The sequence below is a fragment of the Microbacterium sp. Leaf320 genome (genome assembly GCF_001423485.1).
GTDB lineage: Bacteria > Actinomycetota > Actinomycetes > Actinomycetales > Microbacteriaceae > Microbacterium.
Window position 1 is genome coordinate 313,258 of the sequence record NZ_LMOD01000004.1, and the last position, 22,726, is coordinate 335,983.

General features: G+C 68.0%; 22 protein-coding genes. 11 read left to right on the forward strand and 11 right to left on the reverse strand.

Annotation, left to right across the window (positions count from 1 at the left end; translation table 11 throughout):
• Positions 1-168: 168 nt before the first annotated feature.
• The 3 genes from ASF63_RS15095 to ASF63_RS15105 are packed head-to-tail and all read left to right on the forward strand — an operon-like array spanning position 169 to position 2,565.
• The gene (locus ASF63_RS15095) at positions 169-981 is read left to right on the forward strand and encodes a transporter substrate-binding domain-containing protein (RefSeq protein ID WP_056515800.1); all 813 of its coding nucleotides are present in this window, start codon (positions 169-171) and stop codon (positions 979-981) included.
• Between the two features lie 34 nt (positions 982-1,015).
• The gene (locus ASF63_RS15100) at positions 1,016-1,813 is read left to right on the forward strand and encodes an amino acid ABC transporter permease (protein ID WP_056515803.1); all 798 of its coding nucleotides are present in this window, start codon (positions 1,016-1,018) and stop codon (positions 1,811-1,813) included.
• A complete protein-coding gene (locus ASF63_RS15105; protein WP_056515807.1) occupies positions 1,810-2,565 on the forward strand; it encodes an amino acid ABC transporter ATP-binding protein in 756 nt (251 codons plus the stop codon). Before ASF63_RS15100 ends, ASF63_RS15105 begins: the two co-directional genes overlap by 4 nt.
• A gap of 89 nt (positions 2,566-2,654) precedes the next feature.
• On the opposite strand, the gene ASF63_RS18900 is transcribed toward ASF63_RS15105, so the two are convergent.
• The 6 genes from ASF63_RS18900 to ASF63_RS15130 form a co-directional block, all read right to left on the reverse strand.
• On the reverse strand, positions 2,655-2,831 hold the full coding sequence (locus tag ASF63_RS18900) for a YegP family protein (RefSeq protein ID WP_082478232.1): 177 nt from the start codon (positions 2,829-2,831) through the stop codon (positions 2,655-2,657).
• Positions 2,832-2,918: 87 nt separating this feature from the next.
• Positions 2,919-3,998 (reverse strand): ABC transporter ATP-binding protein, encoded by a 1,080-nt coding sequence (locus tag ASF63_RS15110; protein ID WP_056515810.1) that lies wholly within the window; start codon positions 3,996-3,998, stop codon positions 2,919-2,921.
• Complete coding sequence (locus tag ASF63_RS15115) at positions 3,995-4,789, reverse strand: ABC transporter permease (RefSeq protein WP_056515813.1); 795 nt, start codon at positions 4,787-4,789, stop codon at positions 3,995-3,997. The genes ASF63_RS15110 and ASF63_RS15115 overlap by 4 nt, the downstream gene beginning before the upstream one ends.
• Complete coding sequence (locus ASF63_RS15120; protein WP_157534391.1) at positions 4,786-5,736, reverse strand: ABC transporter permease; 951 nt, start codon at positions 5,734-5,736, stop codon at positions 4,786-4,788. The genes ASF63_RS15115 and ASF63_RS15120 overlap by 4 nt, the downstream gene beginning before the upstream one ends.
• A complete protein-coding gene (locus tag ASF63_RS15125; protein ID WP_056515826.1) occupies positions 5,733-6,881 on the reverse strand; it encodes an ABC transporter substrate-binding protein in 1,149 nt (382 codons plus the stop codon). Before ASF63_RS15125 ends, ASF63_RS15120 begins: the two co-directional genes overlap by 4 nt.
• Before the next feature lie 131 nt (positions 6,882-7,012).
• Entirely contained in the window at positions 7,013-7,543 is a 531-nt protein-coding gene (locus tag ASF63_RS15130; RefSeq protein WP_056515829.1) for a GNAT family N-acetyltransferase, read from the reverse strand.
• Positions 7,544-7,568: 25 nt separating this feature from the next.
• On the opposite strand from ASF63_RS15130, the gene ASF63_RS15135 reads away from it, so the two are divergent.
• Positions 7,569-8,399: a sulfite exporter TauE/SafE family protein gene (locus ASF63_RS15135; RefSeq protein WP_056515830.1), complete on the forward strand. Its 831-nt coding sequence runs from the start codon at positions 7,569-7,571 to the stop codon at positions 8,397-8,399.
• 179 nt (positions 8,400-8,578) lie between these two features.
• Here the strand turns inward: ASF63_RS15135 and aspS are convergent, their stop codons facing one another.
• Complete coding sequence (aspS, locus tag ASF63_RS15140) at positions 8,579-10,360, reverse strand: aspartate--tRNA ligase (RefSeq protein WP_056515831.1); 1,782 nt, start codon at positions 10,358-10,360, stop codon at positions 8,579-8,581.
• 129 nt (positions 10,361-10,489) lie between these two features.
• On the opposite strand from aspS, the gene ASF63_RS15145 reads away from it, so the two are divergent.
• Together ASF63_RS15145 and ASF63_RS15150 are read left to right on the forward strand one after the other, a co-directional pair.
• Positions 10,490-10,864, forward strand: a complete 375-nt coding sequence (locus ASF63_RS15145; RefSeq protein WP_056515832.1) for a DUF5684 domain-containing protein — start codon at positions 10,490-10,492, stop codon at positions 10,862-10,864.
• Between the two features lies 1 nt (position 10,865).
• The gene (locus tag ASF63_RS15150) at positions 10,866-11,495 is read left to right on the forward strand and encodes a histidine phosphatase family protein (RefSeq protein WP_056515838.1); all 630 of its coding nucleotides are present in this window, start codon (positions 10,866-10,868) and stop codon (positions 11,493-11,495) included.
• Between the two features lie 25 nt (positions 11,496-11,520).
• Here the strand turns inward: ASF63_RS15150 and ASF63_RS15155 are convergent, their stop codons facing one another.
• Entirely contained in the window at positions 11,521-12,474 is a 954-nt protein-coding gene (locus tag ASF63_RS15155; protein ID WP_235560811.1) for an NAD(P)/FAD-dependent oxidoreductase, read from the reverse strand.
• A gap of 6 nt (positions 12,475-12,480) precedes the next feature.
• Here ASF63_RS15155 and ASF63_RS15160 point away from each other — a divergent pair, with 6 nt between their 5' ends.
• The 5 genes from ASF63_RS15160 (at position 12,481) to ccsB (ending at position 17,223) form a co-directional block, all read left to right on the forward strand.
• Positions 12,481-12,885: a MerR family transcriptional regulator gene (locus ASF63_RS15160; protein WP_056515844.1), complete on the forward strand. Its 405-nt coding sequence runs from the start codon at positions 12,481-12,483 to the stop codon at positions 12,883-12,885.
• A 64-nt stretch (positions 12,886-12,949) separates the two neighbouring features.
• Positions 12,950-13,603, forward strand: coding sequence for a TlpA family protein disulfide reductase (locus tag ASF63_RS15165; protein WP_082478234.1), 654 nt, complete (start codon positions 12,950-12,952; stop codon positions 13,601-13,603).
• A 16-nt stretch (positions 13,604-13,619) separates the two neighbouring features.
• Positions 13,620-14,399, forward strand: coding sequence for a cytochrome c biogenesis CcdA family protein (locus tag ASF63_RS15170; protein WP_056515846.1), 780 nt, complete (start codon positions 13,620-13,622; stop codon positions 14,397-14,399).
• Between the two features lie 28 nt (positions 14,400-14,427).
• Entirely contained in the window at positions 14,428-16,224 is a 1,797-nt protein-coding gene (locus ASF63_RS15175; RefSeq protein WP_235560812.1) for a cytochrome c biogenesis protein ResB, read from the forward strand.
• Positions 16,225-16,233: 9 nt separating this feature from the next.
• Positions 16,234-17,223, forward strand: a complete 990-nt coding sequence (gene ccsB / locus ASF63_RS15180; protein WP_056515851.1) for a c-type cytochrome biogenesis protein CcsB — start codon at positions 16,234-16,236, stop codon at positions 17,221-17,223.
• 31 nt (positions 17,224-17,254) lie between these two features.
• Here the strand turns inward: ccsB and ASF63_RS15185 are convergent, their stop codons facing one another.
• From ASF63_RS15185 to ASF63_RS15195, 3 genes are all read right to left on the reverse strand, one after another.
• A complete protein-coding gene (locus tag ASF63_RS15185; protein ID WP_235560813.1) occupies positions 17,255-17,851 on the reverse strand; it encodes a 2'-5' RNA ligase family protein in 597 nt (198 codons plus the stop codon).
• Between the two features lie 184 nt (positions 17,852-18,035).
• A complete protein-coding gene (locus ASF63_RS15190; protein WP_056515853.1) occupies positions 18,036-19,919 on the reverse strand; it encodes a YhgE/Pip domain-containing protein in 1,884 nt (627 codons plus the stop codon).
• Positions 19,916-22,705: an MMPL family transporter gene (locus tag ASF63_RS15195; RefSeq protein ID WP_056515856.1), complete on the reverse strand. Its 2,790-nt coding sequence runs from the start codon at positions 22,703-22,705 to the stop codon at positions 19,916-19,918. Before ASF63_RS15195 ends, ASF63_RS15190 begins: the two co-directional genes overlap by 4 nt.
• Positions 22,706-22,726: the final 21 nt, after the last annotated feature.

The following is a 22,726-nucleotide window of genomic DNA, read 5'->3' on the forward strand; positions in this document are numbered from 1 at the left end:
AACAATCGGTGCCGGGGCGCCTGTAACACGGCTGTCATATTCGGTCACACTTGCAACACAAATGTGATCCGCTGAGGGCGGCTGGCGGCACGTTCGGTCGGGTGGCGCATGTTTAGATGTTCTCCTACCCGTCCGTGGGAAACACACCCTCGTCCTTCAGGAGCTGACATGCAGCGTCGCAACATCATCGCCGGGATCGCGCTCGCCGCGACCGCCACCCTCGCCCTCGCAGGCTGTGCGACCGGGGCAGGTGCCGGATCCGGTGAGCCGGCGGCGGGCGACGAGTACGACCTCATCGAGGCCGGCACTCTGACGGTCTGCTCCGACATCCCTTACGCGCCCTTCGAATTCGAGGGCGGCGACAACGGCACCGGCTACACCGGCTTCGACATCGACCTGCTCGACGCGATCGCGAAGGAGCTCGACCTCACGCTCGCGGTGCAGGATGTCGGCTTCGACGCTCTGCAGTCGGGCACGACCCTCGCCGCCGGCCAGTGCGACATCGGTGCCTCCGCGATGACGATCACCGACGAGCGCAAGGCGAACATCGACTTCTCCGAGCCGTACTACGACTCGCTGCAGTCGCTGCTGGTCCGCACGGACTCCGGCATCGAGTCGATCGACGACCTGTCGGGCAAGAACGTCGGCGTGCAGCAGGGCACGACCGGTGAAGCGTACGCGACCGAGAACGCCGAAGGCGCGCAGCTCGTGCAGTACCCCTCCGACGGTGAGCTGTGGCCCGCCATGCAGGCAGGTCAGATCGACGCGATCCTGCAGGACCAGCCGGTGAACCTCGAGCACGAGAAGGCCGACAGTGCCTACAAGATCGTCGAGGAGTACGAGACGGGCGAGTCCTACGGCTTCGCGTACGCGAAGGGCGAGAAGGACGCGCTGCGCGAGGCGATCGACGGCGCGCTGCAGGATCTGCGCGACAGCGGCGACTACCAGACCATCTACGACACCTACTTCACCGCGAAGTAATCGGCGAGCCAGGTAGAGCAGGGAGACCTTGACAATGGCGTTGAGGCGCACCACGAAGAGCAAGCTGTACCGCTACACCGTCTATGTGGTGCTGATCGCGGTCGCCGTCTGGCTGATCGTCAGCACCGACTGGCCGCGTATCGCGCAGCTGTACTTCAATCCGGAGATCGCGGCGAAGATGCTCCCGGGCATCATCACGACCGCGCTCGTGAACACGCTGTGGTTCACGGCCGTCGCGTTCGCCGGCGGCCTGCTGCTCGGCGTCGTGCTGGCGCTGCTGAAGCTGTCGAGCATCGGGCCCTTCCGATGGATCGCGACGGCGTGGATCGAGCTGTTCCGTGGGCTTCCCGCGATCCTCACGATCTTCGCCATCGCCTTCATCCTGCCGATCGGACTCGGCGTGCCGGGAACGAAGCTCGGCGGACCGGTGGTGCTCGGCTTGATCGGTCTGATCCTGGTGGCATCGGCCTACATGGCCGAGACCATCCGGGCGGGCATCCAGGCGGTTCCCAAGGGACAGACGGAGGCGGCTCGCTCTCTCGGCATGTCTCCCATGAAGACGACCTTCTGGATCGTGGTCCCTCAGGGATTCCGCATCATCATCCCGCCGCTGACGAACGAGTTCGTGCTGCTGCTGAAGGACACCTCGCTGCTCTTCGTCGCAGGGTCCTTCATCTGGTCGAAGGAGCTGACGAACTTCGCCCGTGACGCGAGCACGCAGAACGCGAACGGCACGCCGCTGATCATGGCGGCGGCGCTCTACCTGATCGTCACGATCCCCCTCACGCGCTTCAGTGCGTACCTGGAACGAAGGATGTCGAGGCAGCGATGATCACCGATCTGATTGACGTCCACGCACCCGCGATCGACCTGCAGGGGCTCGTGAAGAGCTTCGGTGACAACGAGGTGCTCAAGGGCATCGACCTCACCGTCACAAAGGGCGAGGTGGTCTGCATCATCGGCCCGTCGGGTTCCGGAAAATCGACGCTGCTGCGCTCGGTGAACCTGCTCGAGGAGCCGACCGGCGGCAAGGTGCTCATCGAGGGCATCGACATCACCGATCCCGACGTCGACATCGACCGCGTGCGCACGCGCATCGGCATGGTGTTCCAGAGCTTCAACCTCTTCCCGCACCTCGACGTGATGGGCAACCTCATGATCGCGCAGCAGCGCGTGAAGAAGCGCTCCAAGGCCGAGGCCGAGCGGGTCGCGAAGGAGATGCTCGGTCGCGTCGGGCTCGCCGAGAAGGCGGACGCGTTCCCCGGTCATCTCTCGGGTGGTCAGCAGCAGCGCGTCGCGATCGCGCGAGCGCTGTGCATGAACCCCGACATGATGCTGTTCGACGAGCCGACGTCTGCGCTCGACCCCGAACTGGTCGGCGAGGTGCTGCAGGTGATGCGCTCGCTCGCCGATGAGGGAATGACGATGCTCGTCGTCACGCACGAGATGGGCTTCGCCCGCGAGGTCGGATCGCGTCTGATCTTCATGGACGGCGGCCACATCGTCGAAGAGGGCGACCCGCGCGAGGTGCTCGCCAACCCGCAGCATCCGCGTACCCAGGACTTCCTGGCTCGGGTGCTCTGAGTTCGCGGTCGCACGACCTGCTTCATACGACGACCCCCTCCCGCTGAGTCAGCAGGAGGGGGTCTTCGTATGAAGCGTGGGGTGGCGCGTCAGGCCTCGACGACCTCGGCATCCGCAGCGTTGCGGCGGACGGAGTCGATGCCGTTCAACGCGGCGGACTTCGAGGAGTAGCCCTCGCTGATCGCGATGACCTCGCCGTTGCCCGACTTGAGGCGGAACCGGTACTCGCCGGACTTGTCGGTGTACAGCTCGAACTTGCCTGCCATGAGGCGTCCTTTCTCTGCCGAATCGAGGGAGAGATGCCCTCGAGCATCACGGTATCCCGGAGTACTGGCCCGGGGCTAGAGGGTGATTCAGCCCCGAGGATGCACGGCCACGGGCTCCGGCGCGACAGCGATCCGCACCCGGTCACCGAATGCCGGGTGGATGCCGGGGGAGTGCTGCAGACGCACCAGCTCACCGGATTCCGTGCGGACGAGCGTGCGCCGCATGCTGCCCAGGAACGTGCTCTCCTGCACGAGCGCGTCGGTCGCGGCATCCGCCTCGGACGCGAAGTGCACGTTCTCGGGGCGCAGATAGACGTCGACGGGGCCGTCGGCCGGCGACTGCAGGGGCAACCGCTGCCCCCACACCACGACATGATCGCCATCGGCGACGCCCGAGACGACGCTCGAGAGGCCGACGAAGGCGGCGACACCCGCCGTCGACGGAGTCGTGTAGAGCTGCTCAGGCGTGCCGATCTGCTCGATGGTCCCTGCGTTCATCACGGCGATCCGATCGGAGACGGCCAGCGCCTCCTCCTGGTCGTGGGTCACGAAGACGGTGGTGATGCCGAGGCGCAGCTGAATGCGGCGGATCTCATCACGCAGCTGCACGCGCACCTTCGCGTCGAGTGCCGACAACGGCTCGTCGAGCAGCAGCACCTTCGGTTCGGTCACGAGTGCGCGCGCGAGCGCCACGCGCTGCTGCTGACCACCGGAGAGCTGATGGGGAAAGCGGTCAGCGAAGTCGGTGAGGCCGACGAGCGCCAGGGCGTCAAGCGCGCGTTTCGCGGCCTCGCTCTTTCCGACGCCTCGCCGACGCAACCCGAATGCCGTGTTCTCCGCGACACGGAGGTGCGGGAACAGCGAGTACGACTGGAACACCATGCCGATGTCGCGCTTGTTCGTGGGCACCCGAGAGACGTCTCCGCCGTCGAGCAGCACCGCGCCGCTGTCGAGCCCTTCGAGACCGGCGAGCACCCGCAGGAGCGTGGTCTTTCCGCACCCTGACGGGCCGAGCAGCGACACGAACTCACCGGGCGCGATGTCGAGGTCGACCCCGTGCAGCACGGTGGTGCCCGAGTAGCTCTTCACGATGCCCTGCAACTGCACGCGTGTGCCTTCGCCCGCCTCGGCGAGCAGCATGTTGTCGGCGGTCTGGGGGAGGGTCATGAGCGGGCCTTTCCGGTGCCGCGAGCGACGCGGCCGATGAGGAGGAGCAGCAGGAAGACGAACAGCAGCGCCAGCAGGGTGAAGATCGCCGGAGCATAGGGGTCCTGCTTCTGCACGACGACCATGGCCGTCTGGAACACCTGACGGTTCAGGAGGGAGGCGATCGTGAACTCGCCGAGCACCACGGCGATCGAGATCAATGAGGCCGCGAGCAGACCCTGGCGGAGGTTCGGGGCGAGCACCTTCAGCACCACCGTCGGCCAGCTCGCGCCGAGTGAGCGAGCGGCCTCCGCGAGGGTGCGCAGGTCGGCCGCATCGATGGACGCCTGGATCGACCGGTATGCGAAGGGCAGCACGGTGATGCCGTAGGCGAAGGCCAGCGTCCAGGTGCCCGTGCCGAGGGCACGGCCGATCTGCAGGTAGATCGGGGCGAGACCGACGACGAGCACGATCGCGGGGATCGAGATCGGCAGCAGCGCGGCGAACTCGAAGAACGGCTTGAGCTTCGCGAAGCGGAGGTTCACCAGGATCATCGTCGGTGCGAGCAGCAGGAGCACGATCGCGACCGTGACCACGGCGAGGATGAGCGAGTTGCCGAGACCCATCCAGATCGGCTTGATAGCTGCCGATTTGGCGGGGTCGAACAGCGCGAACCACCGCTCGAGGCCGAGGGTTCCGTCGGTCTGGCGCAGTGTGTAGAGGAATGTCGAGGCCAGCGGAATGGCGAAGAAGGCGCCGACGGCGATGCCGATGATCCAGCGGGTCGCGAGAGAAGGGCCGAGACGGTTCATGACTGCCACCTCGCGGCTCGTCGCTGGATCATCGAGTACAGGGCCATGACGACTCCGACGATCACGATCATGCCGAGCGCGAGTGCACCGGCCAGGTTCTCGCGGCCGAGCACGGTTTCGCTCGTGAGCGCGGCCCGGATCTGCAGTGGGACGATCTGCGCGCCCTGGCTCGCGAGGGCGGCAGCGGTGGCGTACGACGAGAACGCGTTCGCGAACAACAGAAGCAGGCTCGCGAGGAACGAGGGTGCGAGCACCGGGATGCCGATGCGCAGCCAGAAGCTGGAGCGTGTGCCGCCGAGCGTGAGGTTCGCCTCGGCCCACTGCGGCTTGAGGGCGGCGAGGGCAGGCATGAACGTGATCACCATGAGGGGGATCTGGAAGTAGATGTACGGCAGGATGAGCCCTGGGAGTTCGTAGAGCCAGGTGCCGTTCGCGAAGATGTCGACGCCCAGGTCGTCTTTGAGGAATAGCGTGACCACTCCCTGGATGCCGATCGTCGCGATGAACGCGAACGCGAGCATCACTCCACCGAACTGGGCGAGCACGCCGGCCGCGGCATCCACGGTCGAGCGCACCGCCCCGTCCGGGTTCATGCCGAGCAGGGCATAGCAGACGAGAGCGCCGACGATCGCACCGACGACGGCGGTCAGCAGCGACAGCCCGGCGGAGTTCGCGAACGTGTTGAGGACGACGGGATCACCGAGAGCGGAGACGTTCGACCAGGTGAACGAGCCGTCTTCCGTGAAGAAGCCGGACCCGATCGCGAGGATCGTCGGCACGGCGAGGAACAGCAGAACGTACGCGGCGAACGGCGCCAGACCGAGCCACGCGATGGACGGCGCGGAGCGCTGGGCCCGCGACGATGTCGCGGGCCCAGCGCCGTGCGCTGCGGGGGAGACGGGGGCGGATGCCGTGGCATCCGCCCCCGCTGCGGTGGCAGTGGTCACTGGACCGCCGCTGCCCACTTCTCGCCGAGAAGGGTGCCGGCGTCGGTCGACTGCGCCTCGGTCGGGACGACGGTCTCGCTCGGGACCTCGGGAAGAGCCGCGGCCAGGTCGGCGTCGATCGTGCCCGCCTCGGTCATGGCCTCCATGCGAGCCGGGCGAGCGCCGCCCTTGAGCCACAGGTTCTGCACCTCGTCGCTGTACAGGAACTCCTGCCACAGGCGGGCGGCTGCCGGGTTCGGGGCATCCTTGTTGATGGCCTGGTTGTAGTAGCCGGCGTAGCCGGTGCCGTCGAGGACGACGACCTTCCAGTTCTTGTTGCCGTCATCGCCCTGCGCGTGCGCGGCGTTGAGGTAGTCCCAGTCGAACACGACAGGGGTCTCGCCGCTCGCGACGGTCGCGGTGGTGACGTCGACCTTGAGCAGGTTGCCGGCCTTCTGAAGCTCCGAGAAGAAGTCGATACCCGGCTGGAAGTCATCGAGCGTGCCGTCGGACTGCACCGTGGCGAGGCCCACGGCGGCGAAGGCCGCACCGGCCTGCGTCGGGTCGCCGTTGATGGCGACGGCGCCCTTGTAGGCGGCATCCTTCAGATCGTCGAGCGACTCGGGAGCGTCGAACTTCGACGAGTCGTAGCCGATCGACATGTATCCGCCGTAGTCGCCGACGAAGAGGCCGGTCGGCTCCTTGAGAGCATCGGGGATCTCGTCCCAGGTCTGCACCTGGTACGGCGCGAACACGTCTGTGTTCTGCAGCGCGACGGTGAGCCCGAGGTCGAACACGTCGGGCGCGGTGTCGAGGCCCTCGTTCGTCTTCGCGGCCTGGATCTCCTCGGCGCTCGAGACGTCGGGGGACGCCTCGTTGATGGTGATCTCGGGGTACTTCTCGGCGAACAGGTCGAGGATCTCGCCGTAGTTCGCCCAGTCACGCGGAAGGGCGATGACGTTGAGCTGACCCTCGGCCTTGGCGGCCTCTTCGAGCTCGGCGAACGAGCCGAAATCCTCGACCGAGGTCGCGGCTGCGGCGTCGACCGCGTCGCTGCCGGCGGCGGGGGTCTCCGCGCCCGTGGCGCAGGCGGTGAGGCCGAGCGCGGCGGTGGTGAAAAGGGCGATGCCGGCGCCGATGCGCGCGCGACGGTGGAAGTTCGTCATCAGGGTCCTCTCGGTGCCCGGCGTTGCGCGCCGGATTCGGGTTGCGAGAGGACACTATGAGCCGCGGGTTGCCGATCGCAGCGAGCCTGGTGAACGGGAGATGTCCGGGTCGTGGCTGGTCGGAGCGGGGCTCAGTCGCGCGGCACCGAGTCCTGCGGCACCGAGTACTTGAAGCCGACGTGCGAACCGACGTAGCCGAGCCGCTCGTAGAACCGGTGGGCGTCGGTGCGGGCGGCATCCGAGGTGAGCTGCACCATCGCCGTGCCGAGAGCGGGCGCGGCTTCGTCCGACACCCACCTCATCACGGCCGACCCGATACCCGCGGAACGCAGGTCGCTGCGCACGCGCACGGCCTCGATGAGCAGGCGCTTCGCGCCCCGGCGGGCCATCCCCGGGATCGACGTGAGCTGCAGCGTGCCGACGACTGCGCCGCCCAGCTCGACCACGAGCAGGTCGTTCGATCGGTCGGCGAGGATCTCGTCGAGGGCGGATGCGTAGGCGGGGCGATCCGCGACCGAGGCCACGTCGCCGCGCGAGGCGCTGATCGGGTCGTCCGAGAGCAGCCTGATGATCGCATCCGTGTCGCCGGTGCCGGCTCTGCGCAGGGTCGCGACTCCCGCTCGAGAATCGATGGAGAAGGGCAGCGGGAGAGCGTCGAGCATGCGCCCAGTCTGACATCCTGGACGGATGGACATCGGCAGTGTGCTCGGGCTCGAGCAGCTCACCTGGGGCACGCTGATCCTCGTGGTCGTGGCGGCGTTCGCGGCCGGGTGGATCGACGCCGTGGTGGGCGGAGGAGGCCTGCTCCAGCTTCCCGCTCTGCTGCTGATCCCCGGCATCTCACCGATCCAGGCGCTCGCGACGAACAAGCTCGCCTCCGTCTTCGGCACCGCGACGAGCAGCGTCACCTACTATCGACGCGCGAAACCCGACATCCGCACCGCTCTGCCGATGGCGGCGATCGCGCTCGTCGGATCCTTCGGCGGAGCCGCCGTCGCCACCGTGCTCCCCGCAGCAGCCTTCAAGCCGATCATCGTGGTCGCGCTCCTCGCCGTCGCGCTCTTCACCGCATTCCGCCCGCAGATGGGCGCCGCGACGCGACTGCGCTTCAGTGGACACAAGCACCACATCATGGCGGGCCTCGCGGGGCTCGTGATCGGCTTCTACGACGGTCTGATCGGCCCCGGCACCGGCACGTTCCTGGTGATCTCGCTCGTCGCGCTGCTCGGTTACGACTTCTTGCAGGCGAGCGCGAAGGCGAAGATCGTCAACCTCGCCACGAACACCGGCGCCCTGCTGCTGTTCATCCCGCACGGCGCGGTGCTGTGGCTTCTCGGTGGAATCCTCGCGGTCGCCAACGTCGCCGGCAGCTATCTCGGCTCACGCATGGCGATCTCGCGCGGAACGACCTTCATCCGTGTCGTGTTCCTCGTCGTGGTGGTCGCCCTCATCGCGAAGCTGGGTGTCGACGTGTGGAACGAGAACATCGCGCCGGCGCTCGCGCAGATCGGTCGTTGAGCGAGGCCGGCGGAGCCGCCCGAGACGAAACGTGGGGAGGTCGGCTCGCGTCGTTTCGTCTCAGTCGACTTCGTCGTCTTCGCTCAACGAACTGACGCTTTCGTCGTCCTGGCCGAACCACCGGGGAAGCGAAGAGGCCCCCTCCCGCCTGAACGGGAGAGGGCCTCTTCGTGCGAGGGTCAGGCCTCGTCGTCTTCGGGCTCGAAGTCGACGCCGGCCTCGGCGCGCTGCTCGGCCGTGATCGGAGCGGGCGCAGCCGTCAGCGGGTCGAAGCCGTTTCCCGACTTCGGGAACGCGATGACGTCGCGGATCGACTCGGTCTTCGAGAGGTGCTGGAGCACGCGGTCCATGCCGAGCGCGATTCCGCCGTGGGGCGGGGCGCCGAACTTGAACGCGTCGAGCAGGAACCCGAACTGCTCCTGGGCCACCTCGTCGCTGATTCCCATGACCTCGAACACGCGCTTCTGCACCTCTTCGCGGTGGATGCGGATCGATCCGCCGCCGAGCTCCGAGCCGTTGCACACGATGTCGTACGCATAGGCGAGAGCCGAACCGGGGTCGGTGTCGAACGTGTCCTGGAACTCCGGCTTCGGGCCGGTGAACGCGTGGTGCACGGCCGTCCAGGCTCCGGCGCCGACGGCGACGTCACCGGATGCCACGGCATCCGCCGCAGGCTCGAACATCGGTGCGTCGACGACCCACGTGAACGCGAACTCGTCGGGGCTCAGCAGGCCGAGACGACGGCCGATCTCGACACGGGCGGCACCGAGGAGCGCGCGGCTCTCCTTGGTCGATCCGGCGGCGAAGAACACGCAGTCACCCGCGGACGCGCCGACGAACTCCGCGAGACCGGCCTGCTCAGCCTCGGACAGGTTCTTGGCGGCGGGGCCGCCGAGCGATCCGTCCTCGTTGAAGAGCACATACGCGAGGCCGCGGGCGCCGCGCTGCTTGGCCCAGTCCTGCCACGCGTCGAGCTGCTTGCGCGGCTGGCTCGCGCCGCCGGGCATGACGACGGCGCCGACGTACTCGGCCTGGAAGACGCGGAACGGAGTCTCGGCGAAGTATTCGGTCGCCTCGACGAGCTCGAGACCGAACCGCAGGTCGGGCTTGTCGGAGCCGTACTTGGCCATCGCCTCGGCGTAGGTCATGCGCGGCAGCGGGGTCTGCACCTCGACGCCGATGGTCTTCCACATCGCCTGGATGAGCGACTCCATCAGCGTGATGACGTCTTCCTGGTCGACGAAGCTCATCTCGATGTCGAGCTGCGTGAACTCCGGCTGACGGTCGGCGCGGAAGTCCTCATCGCGGTAGCAGCGGGCGATCTGGTAGTACTTCTCGACGCCGCCGACCATGAGCAGCTGCTTGAACAGCTGCGGCGACTGCGGCAGCGCATACCAGCTGCCGGGGTGCAGGCGTGCGGGCACGACGAAGTCGCGGGCGCCCTCGGGCGTCGAACGCGTGAGCGTCGGCGTCTCGACCTCGGTGAAGTCCTCGCCGTGCAGCACGTCGCGGACGGCCTTGTAGACGTTCGAGCGCAGACGCAGGGCGGATGCCGCGGCGGGGCGACGCAGGTCGAGGTAGCGGTACTTGAGGCGGGCTTCTTCACCGACCGTCTCGGTGTCGGCGACAGCGGTCGACACCTGGAACGGCAGCGGAGCGGACTCGTTCAGCACCTCGACGTCGGTCGCGATGAGCTCGATGTCACCGGTCGGAAGGTTGGGGTTCGCGTTTCCGTCTGGGCGGCGCGAGACCTCACCCGTGACCTTCAGGACGAACTCGTTGCGCAGCGGGTGCGCGACCTCTTCATCGCGGATGACGACCTGGGCGATGCCCGACGCATCCCGAAGATCGATGAATGCGACTCCTCCGTGATCACGACGGCGATCGACCCAACCCGAGAGGGTGACGGTCTGACCGATATGCTCGGCTCGCAGTGAGCCTGCCGAGTGGGTGCGAAGCACGGAGGATTCCTCCTGATCTGGGAACTGATGAACCCGCCCATTCTACGGGGGCGGTGTCGCCTCCTCCGCCGGTGGCATATCGGTCAGTAGGATCGCCACGACAGCCGCTCGACCAGCGAAAGGGTCATCATGGACTCCAACGGCATCTCGGATCTGTATGCATCGATCTTCTCCGGCACGACGGGACTGATCGCCCTCGTCTTCTACGTCCTCGTGGTCATCGGCCTGTGGAAGGTGTTCACGAAGGCCGGCTATCCGGGCATCCTCGCGATCATCCCCATCGTGAACGTGGTGTTCCTCGTCAAGATCGCCGGGATGTCCGGCTGGCTCGCGCTGCTCTATCTGATCCCCATCGTCGGTTTCGTCTTCGGGATCATCGTGTCGATCAAGCTCGGCGAGCGGTTCGGCAAGGGCGGGTTCTTCTCGTTCTTCCTGCTGTTCGTCTTCCCGTACATCGGCTATCTGATCATCGGCTTCGGCGAGTCCCGCTACCGCCAGGTCTGACATGGTGGCGTCGCGACTGCACCTCGTCCGCCACGGTGAGGTGCACAACCCGAAGCGCGTGCTCTACGGTCGGCTGCCCGACTATCACCTGAGCAGAGCAGGTCGGAAGATGGCGCAGGCGGCCGCCGACCACGTCGCCTCGCTCGACAGTCCGGTTTCCGCGTTGTACTCCTCTCCGTTGGAGCGTGCGCAGGAGTCGGCGGAGCCGTTCGCGTCCGGGTTCGATCTGGTGCCTGAGATCGACATCCGCATCATCGAGCCGACCAACGTGTTCGAAGGCACGCAGATGCGGCGCTCGTTGATGAACCCGCTCAATTGGTGGCATCTGCGGCAGCCGGCGCTTCCGAGCTGGGGTGAGCCGTACACGTCGATCGCCGAGCGGATGCTGAGCGCGATGGGTGAGGCTTGGCAGGCCGCGAACGGCGGTGACGTCGTGATGGTGTCGCACCAGGCGCCGATCTGGATCACGCACCTCAGGGTCGCGGGACTGCCCCTCCGGCACGATCCGCGCACCCGGCGCTGCGCCCTGTCGAGCGTCACGTCGTTCGAGCTCGTCGGTGACGTGTGGCGCGAGGTCGCCTACGCCGAGCCTGCGGCGACAGGGGGCGCGGTCGACGTCGGAGCGGTCTGACCGCCATCCGTACGTGGCCCCGGAGTCAGGGCGCCATCAGCGACTGGATGACGCCGACTGCAGCGAGCTGGCCGGCCGCGGCTGCCAGCAGCACCGAGGCCATGGGCCCTGGGAGCGATGCGCGGTGTGCGAGATCTCCTGCGGCGAAGACTCCGGGCAGTGAGGTGCGCCCGAAGTCGTCGATCTCGATCGATCCCGACGGAAGCATCTGCAGTCCGAGCTGGTCGGCGAAGGGTGCGCGGTGCCGCATGGAACCTGCTGCCACGAAGACGCCGGCGACGGTCTGCTCGCCGGACTCCGTCGTGATGCGCACGTCGTCGGCGTCCGGGGCCACCGCGATCACCGTCTCGGCGCTGACGCGGGCACCCAGCCCCTCGAGCATCTGCGCCTCTTCGGTCGAGAATCCCTGCTCGACGGGGAAGACGGTGATGTCCGAGGCGATGCGTCCGAGGAGACCGATGAGGTGTTCGGCGCGGGGAGCGGGCCCGAGGATGCCGATGGATCGGCCAGCATGCTCGTGACCGTCGCAGAACGGACAGCTGAACGCCTTCGTGCCCCACAACTCCTGCAGCCCCGGGACGGACGGAAGGTCGTCGGCGACTCCGGTAGCCAGGATCACGTGGCGCGCATCGACCGCATCCCCGTCCGCGAGCAGGACGGTGTATCCGCCCTCGTTCGCAGTGACGGCCTGCGCTCCGATGTCGCGGATCTCGACGTCGGAGTACTCGGCGAGCTGCGCCCTGGCCGTCGCCCGGAACTCGGCCGGGGGAGTGCCGTCGTTCGCGACCACGTTGTGCATGTGCCGCACGGTGCCGTTGCGGTACTCGCCCGAGTCGAGAAGGAGGGTGCTCCGGTGCATCCGCCCGAGTGTCAGTGCCGCCTGCAGGCCGGCGGGGCCTGCGCCGATGACGATCGCGTCGTACATGTGGGGTCCTTCCGAGGGGTCGCGCTTGCGTTCGTCCCCAGTCTGTGACTTCATGTCAACATGAAGTCAAGTGTCGAGAATCCGTGGTCCGTCGGCGAGGTCGCCGCACGCTTCGATGTGCCGACGAATGTGCTGCGGCATTGGGAGACCGTGGGGCTGCTCGCACCTGCTCGCGATGCTGCAGGGCGCCGCCGCTACGGGCAGGACGACGTCGTGCGCATCGCGGTGATCCAGCGGAGCAAGGCAGCAGGTATGACCCTCGATCAGATCGCTGTGCTTCTCGATGACGGGGCCGCGGGGCGCCACGAGGTGCTGCAGCAGCATCTCGACGATCTCGACCGGCGGATGGAGGACATGCGCCGATCGCGCGAGATGACCGAGCACGCGATGGGATGCCGCTCGCACGACATCGCCACCTGCCCTCGTTTCCGCGCGAGCGTGGACGACGTGCTGGCACGTCTCTGACCGCCGCTGCGTACCCCTGGGGCGTCCGGCCCATGCATAGGAACCCCCGCGTAAACTGGGAATCGTGCCACTCGCCTCGACGGTTCGTCCGATCCGCAGCGGCCGCTCCTCCCGCATCCGGCCTTCCCGCCGCGCGGTCGGTGCCGCGCTCGCCGCGGTGCTTGCCATAGGTCTGAGCGCCTGCGCTCCCGACCCCGTGAACGACTCGTTCCTGAGCGGTGACAACCCGGGATACGTGGCCGCAGACGGAGCGATCGTCGAGATCCCCGTCGCCGATCGGGGAGAGCCCGTCACCGAGTTCGGCGGGGTCACCGAGAACGGCGAGGACTTCAGCAGCTCGGAGCTCGCAGGCAAGGTCACGGTCGTCAACTTCTGGTACGCCGGCTGCGCCCCGTGCCGCCTGGAGGCAGAAGACCTCGAGAGCGTGTGGCAGCAGCACGGAGGCGATGACGTCGCGTTCCTGGGCATCAACACCCGTGACCAGGCCGACACCGCGAAGGCCTTCTCGGCCGAGTTCGGCGTGACCTATCCGAGTCTGATCGACGTCGACACGGCCGAGGCGAAGCTCGCCTTCTCGTCATCCGTGCCGATCCAGGCGACGCCGACCACCCTCGTGCTCGACAAGCAGGGCAGGGTCGCCGCGCGCATCATCGGACCCATCGACGGCACTTCGATCCTCTCGACGCTCGTCAAGGACGCGCTCGCGGAGGACTCGTGAGCCTCCCGGGAGCGGCGTGAACCCCGAAGCCATCATCGGATCGGGAGCCCTCTGGCTCGCGATCCCGGTAGCGATGCTCGCCGGCCTCGTCTCCTTCCTGTCGCCGTGCGTGCTGCCGCTCGTGCCGGGCTACCTCGGGTTCCTCGGGGGAGCGGTCGCTCCGCGGCGCGCGGCGAGCACGGCAGACGGCACCGCCGTCTCGACGGTCGAGTCTCCTGCCCGCAGCCGCCTCGTGCTCGGTGTGCTGCTCTTCATCCTGGGCTTCACCGTCGTCTTCATCCTCTACACGGTGCTCAGCGGCACGTTCGGAGTCTTCTTCATCCGCTGGGGTGACCTGATCACCCGTATCCTCGGCGCCTTCATCATCGTCATGGGCCTGATCTTCCTGGGAGCCTTCGGGTTCGCGCAGCGAGAGATCCGCTTCCACGTCGACTCCAAGGTGGGCATCATCGGCGCACCGCTGCTGGGAGTCGCCCTCGGAATCGGATGGGCGCCGTGCATGGGACCCACCCTCGGCGCGATCATCGCACTCTCGTTCAACGCCGGCGACCCGGTGCGCGCCGGGTTCCTGGGCCTCGCCTACTCGCTCGGCCTCGGCATCCCGTTCCTGCTCGTCGCCCTCGGATTCGGGTGGGCCACGAAGACGATCGGGTTCCTCCGTCGTCACATCCGCGTCGTGAACATCATCGGCGGCGTGCTGCTGATCGTCCTCGGCGTGCTGATGGTGACCGGGCTCTGGACCGACATCATGTCGAGACTGACGGCGGTGATCAGCAGTGTCCCCCTCCCGTTCTGATCAGAAGAAGACGCATCGGAAGGATGACGTGAGCAGCACTACCGACAGGTCGAGCGATCCGCTCCGACCGTCAGACCACGTCGACGGCGAAGAGTCGATCACCCAGCCCCGCCTCGGCTTCGTGGGCTGGCTGCGATGGGGCTGGCGTCAGCTGACCTCCATGCGCACCGCGCTGATCCTGCTCCTCGTGCTCGCGATCGCGGCGATCCCCGGCTCGATCTTCCCCCAGCGGATGGCCGACCCCAACGGCGTCACGCAGTGGGAGCGCGACAACCCCGATCTCTTCCCGATCCTCGACGGCCTGAAGCTGTTCGACGTCTACCTGTCGCCGTGGTTCTCGGCGATCTACCTGCTGCTGTTCGCGTCGCTCGTGGGATGCGTCATCCCGCGCATCAAGCACCACGCCAAGGCTCTGCAGGCTCGACCGCCGCGCACCCCCGCACGTCTGAAGCGGCTCGCCGACTTCCGCGCGGTCGAGCGCACGTCGACCGATTCTCAGGCCGAGGCCGCCGCGTCGATCGACATCGCGCAGAAGCAGCTCAAGGCCCTCGGGTACCGCGTCGAGCGTTACGACGACAAGCGATCGTCGTCGGTCTCGGCCGAGCGCGGGTACTGGCGCGAGACCGGCAACCTGCTCTTCCACCTCGCGCTCGTCGGCGTGCTGATCACGGTCGGCGTCGGCGGCGGATTCGCCTACACGGGTCAGCGCGTGCTGGTCGAGGGCGAGACCTTCGCGAACACCCTGCTCGACTACGACTCGATGAACCGCGGACGCTTCGTGAGCGACGGGGCACTCGCGCCGTACTCGATGCGCCTCGACAGCTTCGACGTGACGTACCAGCCCTTCGGCGAGCCGGGATCGGGACAGGCGGGCGACTTCTCGGCCAACGTCACGGTGCAGGAGAACGGTGAGGAGCGCACCGGGTCGGTCAAGGTGAACGAGCCGCTCGGGGTCGCCGACGACAACGTCTTCCTGCTCGGCAACGGCTACGCGCCGACCGTCACCGTGCGAGACCCCGCCGGCGACGTCGTGTTCACGAACAGCACGCCGTTCCTGCCGCAGGACAACAACATGACCTCGTTGGGCGTCATCAAGATCCCCGACGGCCTCAGCGAGCAGATCGGCCTGGTCGGCTTCTTCTACCCGACCACAGCGGCGCTCGACACGGGCGCCTTCGTCTCGGGCTTCCCGGAGCTGACGAACCCGACCCTGACGCTCGATGTCTACACCGGCGACCTCGGCATCAACGAGGGCATCCCGCGGTCGGTCTACGTGCTCGACACGACCGGGATGACGAAGGTCACGGGCCGAACGACCGACCTCGAGTCGATCGAGCTGACCCCGGGCCAGACCGCCGACCTGCCGAACGGCATGGGAACAGTCACATTCGAGGACGAATCCCCGGCGGGGGCCACAGACGCCTCGCAGTCGGTCAAGCGCTTCGCGTCGCTGCAGATCCACCGCGATGCCTCCGGGCCCTGGGTGCTCGGCTTCGCGCTGCTCGCCCTCGGCGGCCTGATGCTCGCGCTGTTCATCCCGCGCCGCCGCGTGTGGGTCAAGGCGACGGCTGCCGACGGCGCCGTCTCGATCGAGTACGCCGGTCTCGCGCGAGGTGAGGACCCGACGCTCGCAACGGCCGTCGACGACCTCGTCGCCGGTCATGCTCGACTGCTCGACGCGGCGGGAGTGACCGCGGCTGTGCCCGAGCCCGAAGACGCCGAGAAGTCCGCGGATGCCGAGGAGCCCGAGATCGAGCCCGGCACAGCACCTGAGACCGAATCCGAGGGCGACCCCGACCGCCCCGCATCCGACACCCGAAAGTAGACTGACACCATGTTCGATCTCGAAGTGATCTCGCCGATCCTGCTCTGGACGGCGATCGCGATCTATGCGGCGGCCTTCGTGGCTTTCGCCTTCGATCTCGCCCGCCGGTCGCAGCTCTCGGCCGACTCGGCGAGCGTTCGCGAGTTCGAGCTCGTCGGTGCCGGCGCTGCAGCACGCGGGGGCAAGGCAGCGAAGGGTGCCTCTGCGGCATCCGACTCGGACGCCGCTCCGCAGCGATTCGTGATGGCCCGGATCGGCACCTCGCTGACCGTTCTGGCTTTCGTCTTCCACCTCGCGGCGACGCTCACCCGTGGCTTCGCCGCCGGCCGCGTGCCGTGGGCGAACCTGTACGAGTTCGCGATGATGGGAACGCTCCTGATCGTCGCGGTGTTCCTCGTGGTGCTGACACGCATCGACCTGCGCTTCCTCGGCACGTTCATCACTGGCCTCGTCGTGATCCTCCTCGGCCTCGCCGCCACGAACTTCTACGTCGACGTGTCGCCGCTGATGGACCCGCTCAAGAGCGTGTGGCTCGTGATCCACGTCTTCGTCGCGTCGCTGGGCACCGCGTTCTTCGCTCTCGCGTTCTCACTCTCGGTGATCCAGCTGATGCAGTCCCGCCGTGAGCGCCTGATCTCCGAGGGCGCCGAGAAGACCGGCCCCGGTTTCCTGCGCACGTTCCCCGGGGCCGACCGCCTCGAGAGCATGGCATACCGGTTCACGATCATCGGGTTCATCCTCTGGACGTTCACGCTCATCGCCGGGTCCATCTGGGCCTACTACGCCTGGAGCCGCTTCTGGGGCTTCGACGTCAAGGAGACCTGGACGTTCGTGATCTGGGTGCTCTACGCCGGTTACATCCACGCCCGTGCCACGCGCGGCTGGCGCGGAAACCCCTCGGCCTGGCTGGCGATCGTCGGCTTCTCGGCCGTGCTCTTCAACTTCACGATCGTCAACGTGTTCTTCAAGGGACTGCACGCCTACTCGGGCCTGAGCTAGACCGCCCGGTCGAACACCGGCTGACCGCCCGTCAGCGGAACGAGCGCAGTCCGAACGGGATCACCTCGGAGTGCTCGATGCCGTTCTCGTACCAGACGAACTCGGCCTCGGAGATGGTCTCTGCAGGACGCTTGCTGAGCGACCGGCGTGACTTGTGCGACAGCTCCGTCCAGGCCGCGGTCGAGAGCGTCTTCGCATAGATCACGGAGAGGTGGAACGTCCACTCCGCGGTGCTGCGCTCATCGAGGCGAAGGAAGTCGGTGGCCTCCAGCGCCGTGCTGAGATTCGCGTAAGCGGACACCAGCGACGACGTGCGCGTCAGCCGCAGGATCACGATCTGCCACGGCGTCGGGAACACGTCGACGGCCTCGGCGACGACCTCGATAGGTCGCTGGGCCACTGCCCACTCGCGGATCAACGAGAGCAGCTCTTCGCGTCGCTCGGGTTCGTGGAACGCGCGGAGCGTGACGTGCTCGGTGTGCGGATGCGGTGCATCCATCCGGCCGAGCGCGGACCTCTGTTCGGCGCGGTAGACGTCGGAGACGGCCCTCGTCGGCCGCAGCACGAGGTACTGCTGCCCTTCCAGCGAAGCGAGCTGGGTGGGCGAGGTCATGAAGGGGCGGCGCATCTCCTGATCGTACGTGCGTCGAGGGAGGGCTGAATACCGTCTCCTGCCTGGCGGGCACGGATTCGGAGCGGATGCGCGTCGCGCCGCGCATCGAGGACGATGCGCGGCGCGTCAGCGGATGACGTCCGAAACTGTGCTCGGGCGAGGTCTGAACCTGTGCCCGAGGGACGATCGGATCGGATGCTCAGGCGGTCGCGAGTGCCGCCTTGGTCGAGGTGGTGCGACGCAGCGCCACCGCCACTGTGGTGGCGACGAGCGACAGCACACCCCAGACGACGAGTCCTGCGGCGGCGCCTCCGGTCGCGGCGATCAGACCGGTGAAGGCGGGTGCGGTCGGGAGCGCAGCTCCGAGGTCGGCGAGCCATCCCGGCACCGTCGAGATCAGGCCCGTCGCGATGGCGAGGACTCCCACCAGAGCGCTGATCCAGCGGCCGATGCCGCCGAACACCGCCACCAGCGCCTGGTTGACGGCCGCGAACACGATTCCCGCGAGCACGGCGATGCCGGCGAACGCCCACCAGGTGCCGGCGTCGTAGCTCGCCACGATCTGCACGATCAGCGACACCAGCAGACCCTGGGCCGCACCGATGGCGGCGGCGGGTGCGAAGGCGCGCAGAGCGAGTCCGGCGGACGATCGACGCGACGTCAGGGTGCGGGCGGTGTGGGCGCGCATGACGAGGAACGAGGCGAGAGCACCGAACCACAGCACGACCGCGGCGAGCAGCGGGATGGCGGTGGGGCCGAAGATCGTTGCTCCGTCGGCACCCTTCGATGCGACAGGGTCGGCGATCACGGAGGCGAGCGAGGTCGACTCCGAGTCGCTGAACGAGGGGAGCGAGTCGGCGGCCGTGCGCAGACCGCCGGCGAGGTCGCCGGTGCCGGTCGCGAGCGTGTCGAGTCCGGTCGAGAGCTCGGTGGCGCCGGTCGCGAGCTCGGTCGCTCCACTCGAGAGCTGACCCGCCCCGCTCGACAGCGCGCGTGCGCCGTCGGCCGACTCGTCGAGGCCCTGGGACGCCAGCTGGTTGAGACCGTCGGCGAGGGTCGTGGCGCCGGTTCCTGCCTGGCCCATCTGGGTGGCGACGGTGGACGGCAGAGCGGCGAGCTGCTGTACTCCGACATCCGTCTTCGTCGCGCCGGCCGACAGTGCGGCGATCTGGTCGCAGTACGCCTGAGCCGCCCCACTCGCCGCGCACTCGCTCGAGAGCTTGTTCAGGCCGGCCGCGATGCCTGCGGAACCGGTTGCGACCTGTTGTGCGCCGGCCGCGCGGCTCTGCAACTCCGCCGCGCCTGCGGTGAGCCCCTGCCCGAGGGTTGTGGCGCCGCCCGCGGCCTCGCGGGTCTTCGAGGCGAGCGTGTCGAGACCGGATGCGAGCGACGAGGCACCCGTACCGAGTTCGGCCGCTCCCGACGCCAGCTGGGTGGCACCGCCGGGGATCACCGCGGCACCGGTCGCGGCATCCCGCGCCCCGGTGGCGAGCTGCACGGCACCGTCTGCGGCCTCGCCGATCTGGTCGCCGATCGTGGTGAAGCCGACGAGGATGTTCTCGGTCGTCGCCTCCGACAGCAGCGTGCCCATGCTCGAGGCCGCGACGTTCGCGATCTGGCTGGTGATCAGGTCGTCGGCGACCAGGCCGTCGTCGGGCGTGGTGACCTGGATGGTCGCCTGCTCGGCCTCGCCGCCGCCGTCCGAGATCGCCTGGCCCGCGGAGGTCGCTGCCGCCGAGAACTCCTCGGGGATCGTGATGACCGCCTGGTACGAGCCGTCGGCGAGTCCTTCGGCTGCGTCGTCCTCGTTCGAGATGACCCAGGTGAGGTTCGAGTCCAGTTCGTCAGAGCCCTCGACGAGCCCCGACGCGAGCTGGCGACCGAGGGGAGTGAGCTGCCCGTCGATCTCGACCGGTTCGTCGAGGTTGACGATCGCTGCCGTCATCGAGTCCAGGCGCTCGGTCGGATTCTGCAGCGCGGCGACGAGGATGCCGCCGACTGCCGCCGGCAGCAGCAGGATGCCGAGGATGGTCAGCCAGGTGATGGGCTTGCGCGAACGGGCGCGCTCGATGGGGAGGGTCATGCGTTCACCTCGGTCGATTCGGAGGATTCTTCCGTGCCGTGAGGCGCGGAAGAGAGTGCGGCGGGTGCATCGATGTCGATCACATCGGCGGGGCTGCGCCCGGCATCTGTGAGCACGTCGAGGGCGATTTCAGGAGAGAGTGCGCTGAGCAGCACCGCTGTCGATCTGCGGGCGTCGCGCAGACGGGCAGCGAGCTGGTCGCGCTCAGGGCGGGAGAGACGGTCGACGCCGTCGATCACCACGAGAGCAGGACGTCCGCGTAGCGCCTCTGACAGGTCATTCGACAGATTTCCGCTGTCCGTGGCCATCACCGCGCCGACGTGCGAACGCACCCAGGCGCCCCGCCCGGGGAGCAGATGTCCGGCCACTCGGAGGCGGCCGTCGTCGGGCGTCACGCGCCCGGCGATCGTCAGCGACAGGGCGCGGAGCGCGCCGGCCGAGGAACCGGTCAGCACGGCGGCAGCGCCCGGAGCGAGTCGGATGTGGAGCCGGTCGATGCCGGCGTCCGCGAGCACGAGGTCATCGGCGGCCACGACCGAATCATCTCCCGGCCACGCGGCCAGGTGCCGTTCGCGCTCGACCGCTTCGCCCTCGATGTCGACGCTGGGCAGGATCTTCTCCAGCCAGGCGGGGATCTCCCAGGCGCGCTCGCCGAGGATCGCCATGAGCGCGGGGATCAGCGTCATACGCACGAGGAACGCATCGATCGCGATGCCCGCGGCGAGACCCAGCGCGATCGGCTTGAGCGACGAGTCGCCCTCGGGGACGAAGGCCACGAACACGGCGAACATGATCAGCCCCGCCGCGGTGACGACCTTGGCCGAGCCCGTGAAGCCGGTGCGCACAGCACGCAGCGCAGCGGCGCGGCGGGTCGCTCGATCCGGGCTCCTGCCCTCGGGGTCGTGCACGAAGTCCTCGCGCATCCGCGAGACGAGGAAGACCTGGTAGTCCATCGCGAGTCCGAACAGCACGCCCATCAGGATGATCGGCATGAAGCTGATGATGGGGCCGACCTTCGCCACGTGCAGCGCGTCGGCGAACCAGCCCCACTCGAACACCGCTCCCACGATGCCGAATCCGGCGACGATCGAGAGCAGGTAGCCGGCTGCAGCCGTGATCGGCACCCAGAGCGAGCGGAACACGATCGTCAGCAGGATCAGCGAGAGACCGATCACGAAGATGCCGAACGGCAGCAGGGCATTGCCGAGCTGGTCGGAGATGTCGATGCCCACGGCCGTGAACCCGGTGACCTTCAGATCGATGCCGAACTCGTCGAGCCATTCGTCGTGATGCGAGCGGAGCTCGCGCACCAGATCCGCGGTCGCAGGGTCGTCGGCGGCCGTCTCGGGGATGATCTGCACGATGCCGGTGTCTGCGGTCTCGTTCGGGGTCGACAGGGCGACCTCCTTGACCCCGTCGATCTTCGCGACCGCGTCGCCGAGGTCGTCCATCAGGGCCAGCGGGTCGGTGGAGGTGACGATGGTGCCGGTGAGGATCAGGGGGCCGTTGAAGCCGGGGCCGAACTCCTCGCCGACGAGGTCGTAGCTCTGTCGGGCCTCGGAGTCCTTCGGGAGCACACCGGCGTTGGGCAGGGCGAGGTTCAGGCTCAGTGCCGGCACCGCGACGATGCCGAGTCCGATCACGACGGCGAGCGACACGAGGATAGGGCGCTTGGTCACCCCGGTCACCCAGCGCTCGCTGAACCGTCGACGCGGGGCAGGAGCGGGCTTGCCCTCCTTCGCCTCGGGTGCCTTGCGCGGGCGTCCGGCGACGCGGCCCTTCATGAAGCCGAGCAGCGCGGGGGTGAGGGTCACGGCGATCGCCACGGCGACGGCGACCGCGGCGGATGCGGCGATGCCCATCGTCGTGAGGAACGGGATGCCGGCGAAGCCGAGTCCGATCAGCGCGATCAGCACCGTGACTCCGGCGAACACCACGGCGGAGCCGGCGGTGCCCACCGCGCGGGCCGTCGACTCCTCGGGGTCGACGCCCTCGCGGACCTGGTCCTGGTGCCTTGCCATGATGAACAGCGCATAGTCGATGCCGACCGCGAGTCCGAGCATGAGGGCGAGCAGGGGAGTGGTCGATGAGACCGTGGCGAAGGCGGTGGCGGCGAAGATGCCCGCCATCGAGATGCCCACGCCGAGGATGGCCGTGAGGAGCGGCAGCCCCGCGACGACGAACGAGCGGAACGTGACGATCAGCACCAGCAGGGCGATCAGCAGCCCGACCGCCTCGGTGAGGGTCACGCCGGGGATGGACGTCGCGAAGAGGTCGCCGCCGAGCGCGGTCTGGGAGCCGGCCGGGAGCTCGCCTGCGAGGTCGGCGACGACTGCTCGGAGGTCGTCCTGCGTCGCGTCCGAGACGTCGCTCGCCTGGCCGTCGAACTGCAGGCGGATGATCCCGGCGGTCTCGTCGTCGTTGATCATGCCGCTGACCATCTCGCCGAACGGCGAGGTGGCCGAGAGCACGGAGTCGTCGAGATCGGCGAGTTCGGCGACGGCATCCTCGATGTCATCCCGATACGTGTCGTCGGTGATCGAGTCGCCGTCGGCCGCGACCACGATGATCTGCGCGCTGGTTCCGCTGACTGCCGGGAACGAGCGGTTGAGCTGCTCGAGACCCGCCTGCGACTCGGTTCCGGGGATCGAGAAGGAGTTGTCGGTGCCCGCTCCGAGAACGAGTGCTCCCGCACCGGCGATGCCGAGCGCGAGGAGCCAGGAGACGAGGACACGCCACGGGTGCCGGTAGGACCAGCGGCCGAGCGAGGACAGGAGTGTGGACACGAAGCACCTCAGGGGATCCGG